Source organism: Oribacterium sp. KHPX15 (genome assembly GCF_900107835.1).
GTDB lineage: Bacteria > Bacillota > Clostridia > Lachnospirales > Lachnospiraceae > Oribacterium.
In genome coordinates, this window is record NZ_FNRG01000010.1 from 59,405 (window position 1) to 73,252 (window position 13,848).

Consider the following 13,848-nt stretch of genomic DNA (forward strand, 5'->3'; position numbering starts at 1 on the left):
TATTGCACCGGTGGGCAGTAATATGATCGGGAAAGATTTAGTCGGAATCAGTAGATAGTGGAACGAATGGAAGGGGATACCTATGATTGATTTAGAGAAGATAGAAGGACTGGTAAAGATACTGGAGGGCTCAACTCTCGATACCATTTCCATAAAGGACGGGGATTTCAAGATCTCCATGAGTAAGACAGGCATCAGGGACTGCGGCGCTGCACAGGCGGTGATGTATCAGGGCGCAGCGGGAACACCGGTTATGGTTTCCGGTAATGCAGCAGGCAGTCAGGCGTTTTCGGCAGGAGGGCAGACTGCAGCTCTCGGAGCAGTGGATGATGAGACGGAGGTAAACATTACCTCTCCTATAGTAGGAACCTTTTACTCCGCAGCAGGCCCGGAGATCCCGGCTTATGTTAAGGTTGGAGACAAGGTTAAAGCGGGAGAGACTGTCTGCATAGTTGAAGCCATGAAGATGATGAATGAAATCACCGCAGACTATGACTGCGAGATCGAGGCAGTGCTGGTTTCCAATGAGCAGAAGGTTGAGTACGGACAGCCGCTTTTCAGAGTTAAGAAGATCTGATCCGGCGGGAGTCCTAAGGACAGTCGATACTTTCATCACTGTTTGTGCCGCCCAAAAAGGTGGCGGAATGGAGATTTAGATGTTTAAAAGAGTTTTGATCGCGAACCGCGGCGAGATCGCCGTGCGGGTCATCAGAGCGCTCCGGGACATGGGCATTGCTTCTGTTGCGGTGTACTCAAAGGAAGATAAAAATGCGCTTCATGTGCGTCTTGCGGATATGAGGGTGTGCATCGGTGAGGGACCTGCAAGGGATTCCTATCTGAACATTGATGCCATCATTTCTGCCGCGATAAATATGGAGTGCGAGGCGATACATCCGGGTTACGGTTTTCTGTCCGAGAACAGCGAGTTTGCGAGGAAGTGCGCGGAAAACAACATTGTTTTTATCGGACCGGATGCGGATATCATCGACAAAATGGGAAACAAATCCGCTGCCAGAAAAATGATGATGGCGGCAGGGGTGCCGGTGGTGCCGGGAACTAAGGAACCGGTTTTTGATGCGGCGCTTGCCATGAAGGAAGCGGAGAAGATTGGCTTTCCGGTGATGATAAAGGCAAGCTCCGGCGGCGGAGGAAGAGGCATGCGTGAATGCTTCACGCCTGAGGATTTCGAGGATGCCTTTAACACTGCCCAGCGTGAGTCCGCCAATGCCTTCGGCGATGATACCATGTATATCGAGAAGCTGGTGGTTCATCCGCGTCACGTAGAGGTCCAGCTCATTGGGGATAAGTTCGGTAATGTTGTGACCCTGGGGGAACGTGACTGTTCGGTACAGCGTAATCATCAGAAGCTTATAGAGGAGTCGCCGTCACCTGCAATCAGCGATGAGACCAGGGAACGGATGTACCGGGATGCTGCACTGGCAGCTAAGACTGTGGGCTACAACAGTGCCGGTACCATTGAGTTCATCGTGGATCAGAGCGGGGAGTACTATTTCATGGAGATGAATACCCGTATTCAGGTTGAGCACGGTGTTACGGAAATGGAAACCGGAACGGATCTTCTGGTGGAGCAGATAAGAGTTGCTGCCGGGGAGAAGCTTAGCTTCAGACAGGAGGACATCGTACTCAAAGGTCATACCATAGAGTGTCGTGTCAATGCCGAGATCCCCGAGAAGCATTTCATGCCGAGCCCCGGAAAGATCACGAATCTGCTGCTTCCCGGAGGAAACGGCGTCAGAGTGGATAGCGCTGTCTATACAGGCTATACCATACCTTCGGAATACGACTCCATGATCGCAAAGATCATAGTTCATGCTCCCGACAGAGCTTCTGCTATAATGAAGATGAAAGCGGCACTTGACGAGACCCTCATCATGGGGGTTGATACTAATCTGGATTTCCAGTACAAGATCATGAACAATCCCACCTTCTGTGAAGGAAAGGCAGACACTGGGTTCATCGAGCTTTTTGTAAAGGGCGGAAGATGACTCCCGCCCCGAAATGGACCCGGGGGACGGGGTTAGTGGTTCATGATTCTAAACCCGGATTTCGGGTGGACCCGGGGGACGGGGTCAGTGGTCCATGATTCTAAACCCGGATTCCTGATAGTCCCGGGGGGACGGAGTCAGTGGTCCAAAATCCGAAAACCGGATTCCCAGGTGCCGGATGAAACAATAGTGGAGGAGAGAAAAAGATGCGGGTAGATTTAAACAGTGATTTAGGAGAGAGCTTCGGGCGCTATACATTGGGGATGGACAGCGAGATAATCCCGCTTATAACAAGTGCCAATGTTGCCTGCGGATTTCATGCTTCGGATCCTACGGTTATGCATAAAACTATAGAGGCGGCAAAGGCTGCCGGTATCAGGGTGGGAGCACATCCGGGATACCCTGACCTCATGGGCTTCGGACGCCGCAACATGGTGGTTTCCGATGATGAAGCTTATGATTACACTCTTTACCAGATAGGTGCTCTCGATGCTTTTCTGAAGGCACAGGGGATGAAGCTTCAGCATGTAAAGCCTCACGGTGCCTTCTATAATATGGCGGCAAAGGATCCTGCAATGTCAGAGGATATCTGTAAGGCCATAAAGGATTATGATCCGGAGCTTATAGTTATGGCGCTTCCTTCAGGAGAGCTCTATAAGGCTGCAAAGGCCATGGGGCTCCGGGCTGCGGCAGAGGTATTTGCCGACAGGGCTTATGAAGAGGACGGAACTCTGGTTAACCGTAAAAAGCCCGGGGCAATGATAACGGACGAGAACGAGGCATTAAACCGCGTGATTCGCATGGTGAAGGAGCAGAAGGTCACCGCCATAACCGGAAAGGACATAGATATTACGGTGGATTCCATATGTGTACATGGAGACGGGGTGAAGGCCCTGGAATTTGTCCGTAAGCTTCGTGAAGGACTTACAAAGGATGGCATAGAGATCAAGCCTCTGGCAGAGTTCCTTTGATAAATAACGATTTGAGTACCAAAAGACGATTTCGGACTCCGGAATAAGCTTAATGCATATGAAAATCTACGTCTGCCGGTAATATTTGAAACCGGTGTAAATCAGAAAAATAATAGGAAATAAAACTCAGAACACCCATCGGAAAAGTCTTTCGACGGGTGTTCATTGTTTTTTTATAAGTACGAAAAAAGTTTTGTTGTTAAAAAGATAAAGTTTTTTGATTTTGTGCCGATACAATATTTAGCGAAGAAAAATTGCGGATGCCCTATGGGATGTGGGCGGTAGTAATCTTTGCAAAGCTCTTAGGGACAAGAGCGGTACTTATTAAGGATGATTATGTTGGCTGCGAAGGATCGCAGCAGAGAATGGGAGAAATCAAGGATGATTGATATATATTTACATGTGCACCCTATAACTTTCGAGGATTGTGGAGTTTTGGGTGGAAGGACTGCATTTGCGGAAGGTATCGAGATACACAGCAAGAATGGCAAGCCATCTGCTGATTTTATTGAGGACGTTCTCAGAGTTCTTGTCAGGAAGTCAAGACACGGGAAGTTTGTTTATCCTTTCAAAAGAATTGCAGTTTGCTTCATAGATTTTAACGGAGCAGTCAGCGTCGCCTATACAGGTGATGATGATATAGAGAACAATACCTATTCTTATATATCTAATGACGAAACTAACGGTAAGGTTTTCTACTATTATGATATAGGTCAGATTTTCCAGCAGAGAAGCATTCAGCTCTACGCAATATTCCAGCAGCAGGAAGATGATACATACAGAGTTGTTGGAAACAAGATACATAATGAAAGATTTTATGTAGATGCTCCGGACAGGGAAGAGGCATTCGTTTCCCGTGAATCAAAGGAATTTAACGAGGGCTTTTCCGGTGGTAAGGATTCATTCTTTTCCGGTGGTTATCATAAGCCTGCATCCGGAGATTTCAATGCGGGATTTGGACAGGCTTCAAGGGATAAGGTTTCCGGTGAGACAAGGATGAGGACTCCGATTATGGAATCTGATGGCGAAACATTGGAAGACAGTGAAGTAGAGGTAAGAAGAAATGACCGGAGAGAGGTGTGCAGTTACATATATGATGTGCTGAGATGCCTTGATGTTCGCGGTTACTGCAGGACCAGAGTTGTGGAGGCTTCGGATTTCCATAATTATGTTAAGTACGATATGGGTCAGGATTTTTATATCGAGGCTTATGATAATTTAAATACTGATTCCCGTGAGTACTGGGTTGGAAGAGAATACACAAGGGACAAAATGCTCCTGGACTGCTTTTCTCTCGATGATCCTGAAAAGGATGAGGTTATTGGCGCGGACTGGAAGATCATGATTGATGAAAGACTGGCAGAGATTCTGTGCAGACTTACGGATAAGAATGAGTATCTTCTTATAGATAATGATTACAGGCTCAAGATGTACGGGCTTAATCTCGTGAAGTAAAAATGATGAATGAGCAGGGGAGCTGAGCTCCCCTGCTTTTTGTGTGTAAAATTAATTTGACTTCTTTCGGCAATGAATTTAATATTATGTGATAATCATTAAATTATTTTAGCTAAAAATATTTAGAGAATGGCTTTAAGGAGTGGTATGGCATTGTTATCTATACATGGAAGAGAGTTGAAGATTCCTCTTATTCAGGGAGGAATGGGTGTTGGTGTTTCGCTGGAGAAGCTGGCGGGGGCTGTTGCAAAGTGCGGAGGCATCGGCTGCATCAGTACTGCGGATTGCGGATACAGGGAAGATGATTTCATGAAGAATCCTGAGGAGGCAAATCTTCGGGCTCTTAAGAAGGAGATTCAGAAAGCCAAAGAGATATCTCAGGGGATTGGAATGGTTGCCATCAATGCCATGGTGGCTACACAGCAGTATGCTGAGGCTGTAAAGACAGCGGTTGAGAGCGGCATCGATGCGGTTATTTCGGGAGCAGGACTTCCTTTGGATCTTCCTGAGTTTGTTCCTGAGGGAAAGGCTCTTATCGCTCCTATCGTTTCAAGTGACAGAGCATTCAAGGTTATAGCAAAGTCCTGGGAAAGGAATTACCACAGATTCCCTGACTTTGTAGTTCTTGAGGGACCTAAAGCCGGAGGTCATCTCGGATTTAAGGAAAAGGAGCTTTTGGAGGGAACCTGCCAGTCGGTTACGGAGATTCTCAGGAATCTTGTTGAGGCAGTGAAGCCTTATGAGGAAGCTATAGGCAGAAAGATTCCGATCTTTGCTGCAGGAGGCATATGGGACAAGTCTGATATAGAGGAAGTTCAGGATCTTGGGGCAGCAGGTGTTCAGATGGCTACAAGATTTATCGCCACTGAGGAATGCGATGCTTCACAGGCATATAAGGATACTCTTATTAATGCTGACCCCAAAGAGGTTCACATTATCCACAGTCCTGTGGGAATGCCCGGAAGAGCAGTTGCGACTCCGCTTATTAAGCGCCTGGAGTCCATCGGAAGGATTGCACCCACTCACTGCTCAAGATGTATCAAGACCTGTAATCCCGCACAGGTGCCTTACTGTATCACCAAGGCACTCATTGAGGCTGTTAAGGGGAATTATGAGGAAGGCCTTTTCTTCACAGGTTCCAATGTCGGTAAGTTGACAGGTATGACCACTGTTCCGGAGCTTGTAAAGGAACTTGGTTTCTAAGTTATCCACCGGGGACAGGTCCCGCCCGCGAGAACCGTCCCCGGTTGAATTCTAAACTTTTTGTTAACAAAGGCATGATGGATTGACACCGGTTTACGCCGGTGTTATTCTTTTCTAAATCATTAGCACTCAATTTAATTGATTGCTAACAAAGGAGGGTGTTATTTATGAAAGTATTGCCACTTTATAATGTTCTGGTTTTACCGAATTCAAATATTTATTTTCAGACTCAGGCTTTCCGTGCCATTGCCGGCAACAATGTTTATCAGGGGGATGATGTCACACTCCTTATCATGAAGGAACAGCAGACCCGGGAAGAGATAACTGAGGACAGCTTTTATCCCATCGGCGTTGAGGGAAAGATCGAGGAGATCAGCGGAGAGGGATATGTAATCATTAAAACCGGAAGACGTATCAATGTAAACGAAATCGCCATCAATGAAAATCATGAGATTTTCGTAGAAACTTCGGTTCGTGAGGATATAAAGGATCTGAACATTAACGAAGCAAGACAAAAGCTTTATGAGATAAAGACGGATCTTAAGGAGCTTTTGTCCAGATTCCGCTGGGGTTCCATCATGGAGAACTATATCGATCAGTATACTTCTATAGAAGAAGCGGCTTCGGTTCTCAGTTCCTGGATCTCCATCACAAATGAGGAACGTTACGCCGTTCTCGAAATGGATTCCGAAAAAGAAAGATTTGAGGCTCTGGAGAAGATCATCTATGAGTATGCGGAGGTGACCAAGGTTACTACGGATGCCCACACTGCCCAGCAGCAGGATTATCAGAAGCTTTACAAGGAGAATGCCCTTAAGAAGCAGATCGACTATCTCCAGAAGGAGCTGGATGAAATGCATCCGGAGCAGGTGACTGAGGTTCGTAAGTTTGAACTGAAGATACAGGAATCCGAGATGAACGAGGAAGCAAGACGTGAAGCTACAAAAGTGCTCAACAGATTGAAGAATGACGGTGAACATTCCTCTGAGTCGGGTATGCTTTATGATTATCTTGATTTTGTTACCGGACTTTCATGGAAAAAGGAGCAGCCTGAGCTTATAGACCTTGATGAAGCGGAGAAGGTTCTTAGTGAAGAACACTTCGGAATGAAGAAGGTAAAGGAAAGAATCATTCAGCAGATCGCGGTAATGAACCTTAAGAGAAAGCAGTCAGGTTCCATCATCGTATTTGTGGGTGCGCCGGGTACAGGTAAGACTTCCATAGGTAAGTCCATTGCAAAGGCTCTTCACAGAAAGTATGTGAGAGTTTCTCTCGGCGGTGTTAAGGATGAGGCTGACATCAGAGGTCACAGACGTACTTATATCGGTGCCATGCCGGGACGTATCATGGACGGTATCAGCAAGGCGGGAGTTTCCAATCCTGTCATGGTACTTGACGAGATCGATAAGCTTTCAAGCTCCTACAACGGCGACCCTGCAAGTGCCCTTCTGGAGGTTCTTGATCCGGAGCAGAACAATACTTTCACGGATCACTACATGAATGTGCCTTACGATCTCAGTGACGTGCTTTTCATTTGTACAGCCAACACTCTGGACACTATTCCGGCACCGCTTCTTAACCGTATGGAGGTTATCCAGTTCCAGGGCTACACACCCCTTGAGAAGTTCCAGATTGCGGAGAAACATCTGCTTCCGAAGGCACTTAGCTCAGTGGGACTTCAGAGCGGCGATGTTAAGGTTACCGATGAAGCCATGGAGACCATCATTTCCGATTATACCCGTGAAGGTGGTGTCAGAGGCCTCAAGAAGAGACTGGATACCCTGTGCCGTATCGCTGCGGTGAAGTTCGTGAGAGAGAACGGGGTTCCGGAGGCTAATGTTTCGGACGAAGAGACGCCTGAAAAAACTGAACCAAATATCATCGTTACAAAGGACGAGCTGAGAGAATATCTCGACATGCACGCCCTGACTCACAACAAGGTGAAGGATGAGGCGAAGCCGGGAGTTGTTACCGGTCTTGCATGGACCCAGGTGGGCGGTGAAATCCTTTATATCGAGACTCTGTTTACAAAGGGTGAAGGAAAGCTCAATGTTACAGGCCAGCTTGGCGATGTAATGAAGGAGTCGGTTCAGATAGCATTGTCGGTGGTTAAGGCGAGATTCCCGGAGCTTGCTTCTAAGTTCAAGGAGAATGACCTGCACATTCACGTGCCGGACGGCTCAACTCCGAAGGACGGACCTTCTGCGGGTATCACCATGACGACAGCATTAGCATCCCTTGTTACAGGACATCCGGTTTCGCCGCACATCGGTATGACCGGCGAGATTTCTCTTGAGGGTACAGTCAATGCCATCGGCGGTCTTCCGGAGAAGCTCATGGCAGCGGAACGCGCCGGAGTCACAAAGGTGTTTATCCCTAAGGATAATGTTGAAGACCTCCGGGATGTGGCAACTGAAGTAAAGGACAAGCTGGAGATAGTGCCTGTGGAGTATGTTGAGGATGTGCTCAGGGCTGTGGGAATCATGGAATAAAGCTAACCGCGTGAAAAATTTACTTTGCCAACCTATTTACAAAAACTAAGATCTCTTTTATAAATTCATTTATTTGTAATACAGTTTCAGAATATGCAGACTTGTTTTAAGTGCATTGGTTAATTAAAATAGTGGTGAAGTTATAGATTGATAAATAGCCGGTTAGATGTGCATTTGTGTCAGATATTACGGCTGAAAAAACAGAGTTTTATAGATGAAAGGTTAAAAGAGAGATATGATTAATAATATAACTTTAGGACTCAAAAAGGCTGTAATGGTGCCGGCATTGGCACTGGCGGCAGTGATGGTGATGGGCTGTTCTGTTACGTCTTTTGCCGCAACGAAGGTGGCGTGTATGGGAGATTCTCTTACAAGGGGATATCTTCTTGAGAACTCGGGAGAATCGTATCCGGCACAGCTTCAGAAAATGTTGGGATTTGATTATGAGGTGAAGAATTTCGGATATACATCTTCTTATGTTATTGATGATGGGACCCTGGAGTATATTGACACACCTATGTATCGTGACAGTGTGGCTTATGATGGGGACATTCTTATATTTATGTTTGGTACCAATGACATCCGCGCGTATGACTGGACAGCTAAGTACTTTGAAAACCAGTATGCAAAGGTTGTAAATACTTATCTCATGAGCAACAAGAAGCATAAGATTTTCTTCATCATTCCTCCTGAGACAAGGGATTATTATTTCGGACTTCAGCGGAATTCTTTGGAACCTGTGCAGAAGGTTGCCGCAAGATTCGGGGCAACTGTCATTGACAGTTATAATCTTGCTGTCGGTCATCCTGAGTACTACATGGAAGATAAGGTCCATATGACAGGAGCTTTCTATGAAAAGCTGGCACAGCTTGTGGCGTCCGCTGTAAAGGGAGAGGTTACCGGTGAGATGAAAAACGGTGCCGAATATATCTACGCGCCGGAAGAGACCATGCCTTCCGAGGTTCAGCAGGAAAACAACGTACTTTACGCTACTGCCAAGGCAGCGAAAGAGCAAAGGGATATAGAATATAAGCCTTATATCGATGAGCTTTTGGCAAAGCATCCGAACTACGAAACCACAGGAATTTATAATTAAAGAAAGAGAGACGGGAGCGGAGAAGTCCGCTCCCGTTTTTCAATAGTGCATTACCGTTTAAAAGAAGATATCTTTGCTTTGCAGAATGGAGGCTTCTAATGACGTGTTTGTATAAATGATTTATGAGGTTATGTCAAAGTATTTGAAACACCCTAAAATTTAGGGTATATTTGATATATCAAAGCTGTGGAATGAAGCCAATTAGATCTGCATCTGTGTGTTGGAAATAAACGGCGAAAAATATGAGTTTATAGAGGAGGGTAGAATGATCGAACTTCTTTCAAAAAATCTTTATATACAAGAACGTCAATCCTCTAAGGGTAATCAGCTGAAATGGAAACAGGATGGTATCTGGTACAAGGCGGATTATACCGGTTATGAGGGGATTTCTGAATATGTAGTATCCAGGCTGATGACACTCAGTAATCTCCATACCGAGGAGTTTGTTTTGTATGAAACTGAGCAAATACACTACAAAAACAAAGATTATCTTGGGTGTAAAAGCCGGGATTTTCTGGGAGAATCCGGACAGCTGATAACCCTAGAACGATTATATAGGAAACAATATGGATCAAGTTTTTACGAAGAGGTATATCATCTTTCTTCAGTTGAAGACAGGGCGAAATTCCTGGTGGATACAGTTGAGAAACTTACGGGAATTTCAGGATTTGGTGAGTATCTCTGTAAGCTTTTAACAATTGATGGTTTTTTCCTGAATGAAGATCGGCATCTTCATAACATAGCAGTCGTTCTGGACAAAAACAGACAGTATCGGGTATGTCCATTTTTTGATCAAGGGGCTGCTTTGCTGTCAGATACAAGTCTTGATTATCCCATGGACGGAGACATTTATGAGATGATGGATTCCGTTCATTCTAAAACTATTTCTCAATGTTTTGAGGAGCAAATGGAGGCAGTATCAAACCTTTGGGGAGACAAACTAAGGTTTTCATTCAGCAAAAGTGATGTCAGAAATGTTTTGGAAGAGGAAGCTTTTTATCCGGACGTGGTAAAAAAGCGTATCGAAACTATTATTTATGAACAGATGAGAAAATATGTGTATCTGTTTGAGAAGTCCTAAAATTTAGGGACTTCAGAGGGGGGATTACTGTGGCTGCTATTCAATATGCATTTGCACCGGAAATGACCGGAGATGAGATAAAGACAGTAAGAAAAATGGTGAATATGACTCAGCAGGAATTTGCGGATTTTTGCAACGTATCCCGAAAAACGGTTGAACACTGGGAGAGCGGGAAGGTCAATGTGACCGGTCCTATAGTTGTACTGCTCAGGCTGGTAACAGAGGACACCGGTATTCCGAAGCAATACGAAGTACCACCTCAGACAACACCTTTACGTATTCTATATATGTACAAAAAGGATCTTTGTACTGTAATAGATGTGGACGACCGTGAAGAAACCGTTAAGATCAAAAATTATACGGATAATAATCAGTTCAGAGCCTTTGGAGTCATAACAGAACCCACCTATAAGGACTATCAGGATTTTTTGGAGGAAAGATGCTTTCCGAGAACCAGAGACAAGATGAAAATCCAGTTGGAGGCATTGGATCTTCCGTTTTATGATCCCATGCTGATAGTTGAAAAGACACAGGGCAGGATGGCAGAAGATTTTTTCTGGCTGGATATAAAAAGAAAGGACAGACAAGACACGAATTTATAGAAATTTCATCATTGTGGTATTATACATAAAGGAATTTTTAAATGTCATTAACATATGAAATAAAGACAGAAAAGGATTTAAAGTTTGCGTCCGTTACAGGTTATGAAGGGAATGTACGGGCGCTTTTTGTGCCTGAATATATAGATGGCGATGCTGGGATTCCTGTTGAAGAAATCAACAACAGAGCCTTTGCGTCAAGGGATGATATTGAGACCGTGACTCTCACTGATAAAGTGAAAAGGCTTCGGCCCTATGCTTTTCACAACTGCCATCATCTTCATTACGTGAAGCTTTCGGACAGCGTGGTGGATTATTATGACGGCGCCTTTCGTCAGTGCCAGGAGCTGCAGGAAATTGACGTTACCTTTAATCAGACGGGGAGCTTCAGGCTTTTGAAGGAAATCGTTGGCGACAGTGATGCCATGATTCCGGTGCTGATTCATTTTCCTGTGGATGAGGAGCATCTGAGGGCAGATGAGGTTTTGGATAAGCTGCCGGAGAGAACGCTTAGGCGGGAGGAGATTGAGAATCCGGACGGGAGCATTAGCCGGAGGACTATGGTGACGGCGGCGCTTACGTTTCCGTCCTATGCGGATAATTACGAGGAGGACACCTTCAGCCGGGCTTTTCATGAGCATATCGAGGGTTCCGGGTACAACACGAGGCAGCTGGTGACGAGAACAGAGATTGATTTTTCCGGGTATGACAGGCAGTTTCAGAGGTTTACCTATGACGAGCCTGCCAGTGCGGTTAATGCTGCCTTCGGAAGACTTATGTATCCATGGAGACTTTCCGATGATTATAGAGAGCAGTATCGTGAGTATCTGAGGAGTCACAGCCCTGAGATTTTGCCGAGGTTGATTCAGGGGCAGAAGGCGCCCCGCTTCGGACATGAAGGGGAGCTTATCTGGATACCTCAGGATAGCAGGAGAACAGATGAAAGGATCAGGTTTCTGGTGGAAGAGGAACTGATTTCAGAGGAGGCTATCGCTCCGGCACTGGAGGCGGCTTCACGGGAGGGAGCGGTGCTCATCTCGGCGCTTATCATGGATTATCAGAACCGTCATTTCAAAAGCGGTGCAGCAGGGGGACCGGCCACGGGACCTGAAACATTTGAGTTATAAAATACCGGAATCTTAAAATGATACCGTGATCAAGGTGAAGAACCAACAGCTTTAGGAAGCTTGTATTTTATAAGAATAAAAGATCAATGGACAAATAATATTCATGGTGGATTTATGGCAGATCAGAAATTAATGAAGTCCCACCGGGACCTTATGGATTTTGGAAACAGAATACTTGCGGAATCAAGGACCGAGCTGTATCTTGCCATGAGATTTATGGGGAGGGCGCTGGACAGCCTGGGATATACATTGGACCTTAATACCCAGAGGATGGGGACGGATGCAAGGACTATACATTATAATCCGAGCTTCGTGTTCCATCTTTTTATAGAGAGCCCCCAGAAGCTTTGCAGGCTGTATCTTCACATCGTGCTGCACTGCATCTTCAGGCATATGTTCACATCGGACCAGTATGAGGATAAGGAGCTTTGGGACCTGGCGTCGGATATACAGGTGGAGTCAGTGCTGGATTCCATGGATTATGACATCATTAACCGTCCGGCGTATCCGTTTCGGGAGGAGTGGTACGAGAAGCTTAAGGCTGAGTGCAAGGTGCTGACGGCGGAGAGGATTTATCATTACCTTAAGAGCATCAATCTCGATATAGATACAAAGCTGAAGCTTCAGCATGAGTTTTACAGGTGCGACCATCAGTTCTGGAAACGGCTGGAAGATGACAGCAAGGACCCTGAGGCCGGGCAGCCTCCTGAGATTCCGGAGGATATGAAGCCGCCCACAGGTGCCGCCGGTGATAATGCTGACGACGGGGACGCAGATGGCTCACATCAGTCAGATGATGGCTCCGGTTCGGAAAAACCGGAGGGTAAGGACAATTCCGGGGAAGATCAGGCTGAGGCAGGCAGTGGGATGAAGCAGGATGACAAAAGCGGTCAGTCACAGTCGGGTGATTCGGGGCCCGATGGAAATGGTGGCTCCGGGGATGGGTCTCCTCTCGGAGAGGATATTGAAGAGCGAAGCCCGGAGAATTCCGGTGGCGGTGCGCCGCTTCAGCAGATTCCGATGGAGGAGCTTGACGAGAACTGGAAGGATACGGCTGAGAGACTTAAGACAGAGCTTGAAACCTTTGGGGCTGAAGCAGGGGATGAGACGGGAAGTCTCGCCTGGGTGCTTTCAGCGCAGTACCGAAAGGAGACGGATTTCAGGGAGTTCCTCAGAAAGCTCACGGTTGTTAGGGAGGAAACCAGAGTAGATCCGGAGAGCTTTGACTACGGATATTACAATTACGGCATGGAGGTCTACGGAAACATGCCGCTTATTGAGGAAAACGAATTTTGCGAGAACAGAAGGATATCAGATCTGGTCATCGTTATCGATACTTCGGCCTCCACTAAGCAGGAACAGGTCCAGAAATTTCTTAATGAAACTGCGGCGCTCCTCAGGAACAGGACAAGTTTTTTCAAGCAGATAAGAGTCCATATAGTAGAGTGCGATGATCAGGTTCAAAAGGATGTGACTCTACAGAAGCCTGAGGAGATTGAAGAGTATGCGGAGAGCTTTCAGATCCGGGGTGGATATGGCACGGATTTCAGGCCGGCCTTTAACTACGTGGAGGAGCTTCGGAAAAAGAGAGAGCTTCCGGATATGAAAGGAATGCTCTACTTTACCGATGGTTACGGGGAGTTTCCGGAAAAGGCGCCGGATTATGACACGGCATTTGTATTTGATCCGCTGGCGGATATAAATGATAAAGATGTGCCGGACTGGGCGATGAAGCTTTATTTGAAGGAATAAAGCCATTTGTTTTTGGTATTAGTCTTCAAATGAGTTGGAATTAGTATATGACACGCAGAAGAGCGA

Annotated in this window: 11 protein-coding genes; all 11 read left to right on the top strand. The window is 46.1% G+C overall.

Annotation, left to right across the window (positions count from 1 at the left end; genetic code table 11):
* The first annotated feature begins 82 nt into the window (after window positions 1-82).
* Window positions 83-577 carry an acetyl-CoA carboxylase biotin carboxyl carrier protein gene (gene accB / locus BLV86_RS08085; protein ID WP_090816156.1) on the top strand — a complete coding sequence of 165 codons (495 nt, stop codon included), beginning with the start codon at window positions 83-85 and terminating at the stop codon, window positions 575-577.
* 79 nt (window positions 578-656) lie between these two features.
* On the top strand, window positions 657-2,006 hold the full coding sequence (gene accC / locus BLV86_RS08090; RefSeq protein ID WP_090816158.1) for an acetyl-CoA carboxylase biotin carboxylase subunit: 1,350 nt from the start codon (window positions 657-659) through the stop codon (window positions 2,004-2,006).
* A 206-nt stretch (window positions 2,007-2,212) separates the two neighbouring features.
* Window positions 2,213-2,977, top strand: coding sequence for a LamB/YcsF family protein (locus tag BLV86_RS08095; RefSeq protein ID WP_090816160.1), 765 nt, complete (start codon window positions 2,213-2,215; stop codon window positions 2,975-2,977).
* 381 nt (window positions 2,978-3,358) lie between these two features.
* On the top strand, window positions 3,359-4,432 hold the full coding sequence (locus tag BLV86_RS08100) for a hypothetical protein (protein WP_090816162.1): 1,074 nt from the start codon (window positions 3,359-3,361) through the stop codon (window positions 4,430-4,432).
* A gap of 147 nt (window positions 4,433-4,579) precedes the next feature.
* Complete coding sequence (locus BLV86_RS08105) at window positions 4,580-5,635, top strand: NAD(P)H-dependent flavin oxidoreductase (protein WP_090816164.1); 1,056 nt, start codon at window positions 4,580-4,582, stop codon at window positions 5,633-5,635.
* 167 nt (window positions 5,636-5,802) lie between these two features.
* Window positions 5,803-8,127, top strand: coding sequence for an endopeptidase La (lon, locus tag BLV86_RS08110; RefSeq protein WP_090816166.1), 2,325 nt, complete (start codon window positions 5,803-5,805; stop codon window positions 8,125-8,127).
* A gap of 235 nt (window positions 8,128-8,362) precedes the next feature.
* Window positions 8,363-9,223: a GDSL-type esterase/lipase family protein gene (locus BLV86_RS08115; RefSeq protein WP_090816168.1), complete on the top strand. Its 861-nt coding sequence runs from the start codon at window positions 8,363-8,365 to the stop codon at window positions 9,221-9,223.
* A gap of 265 nt (window positions 9,224-9,488) precedes the next feature.
* Entirely contained in the window at window positions 9,489-10,304 is an 816-nt protein-coding gene (locus BLV86_RS08120) for a hypothetical protein (protein ID WP_090816170.1), read from the top strand.
* A 29-nt stretch (window positions 10,305-10,333) separates the two neighbouring features.
* Window positions 10,334-10,906, top strand: coding sequence for a helix-turn-helix domain-containing protein (locus tag BLV86_RS08125; protein ID WP_242873266.1), 573 nt, complete (start codon window positions 10,334-10,336; stop codon window positions 10,904-10,906).
* Window positions 10,907-10,947: 41 nt separating this feature from the next.
* Complete coding sequence (locus BLV86_RS08130; protein WP_090816171.1) at window positions 10,948-12,030, top strand: leucine-rich repeat protein; 1,083 nt, start codon at window positions 10,948-10,950, stop codon at window positions 12,028-12,030.
* A 114-nt stretch (window positions 12,031-12,144) separates the two neighbouring features.
* Window positions 12,145-13,782 (top strand): vWA domain-containing protein, encoded by a 1,638-nt coding sequence (locus BLV86_RS08135; protein ID WP_090816173.1) that lies wholly within the window; start codon window positions 12,145-12,147, stop codon window positions 13,780-13,782.
* The last annotated feature ends 66 nt before the right edge of the window (window positions 13,783-13,848 follow it).

What these genes read in the sequence shown, in the direction of transcription:
- accB (WP_090816156.1), top strand. Translation starts at nt 83, where the DNA reads ATGATTGATTTAGAGAAGATAGAAGGACTGGTAAAGATACTGGAGGGC.
- accC (WP_090816158.1), top strand. Translation starts at nt 657, where the DNA reads ATGTTTAAAAGAGTTTTGATCGCGAACCGCGGCGAGATCGCCGTGCGG.
- BLV86_RS08095 (WP_090816160.1), top strand. Translation starts at nt 2,213, where the DNA reads ATGCGGGTAGATTTAAACAGTGATTTAGGAGAGAGCTTCGGGCGCTAT.
- BLV86_RS08100 (WP_090816162.1), top strand. Translation starts at nt 3,359, where the DNA reads ATGATTGATATATATTTACATGTGCACCCTATAACTTTCGAGGATTGT.
- BLV86_RS08105 (WP_090816164.1), top strand. Translation starts at nt 4,580, where the DNA reads ATGGCATTGTTATCTATACATGGAAGAGAGTTGAAGATTCCTCTTATT.
- lon (WP_090816166.1), top strand. Translation starts at nt 5,803, where the DNA reads ATGAAAGTATTGCCACTTTATAATGTTCTGGTTTTACCGAATTCAAAT.
- BLV86_RS08115 (WP_090816168.1), top strand. Translation starts at nt 8,363, where the DNA reads ATGATTAATAATATAACTTTAGGACTCAAAAAGGCTGTAATGGTGCCG.
- BLV86_RS08120 (WP_090816170.1), top strand. Translation starts at nt 9,489, where the DNA reads ATGATCGAACTTCTTTCAAAAAATCTTTATATACAAGAACGTCAATCC.
- BLV86_RS08130 (WP_090816171.1), top strand. Translation starts at nt 10,948, where the DNA reads ATGTCATTAACATATGAAATAAAGACAGAAAAGGATTTAAAGTTTGCG.
- BLV86_RS08135 (WP_090816173.1), top strand. Translation starts at nt 12,145, where the DNA reads ATGGCAGATCAGAAATTAATGAAGTCCCACCGGGACCTTATGGATTTT.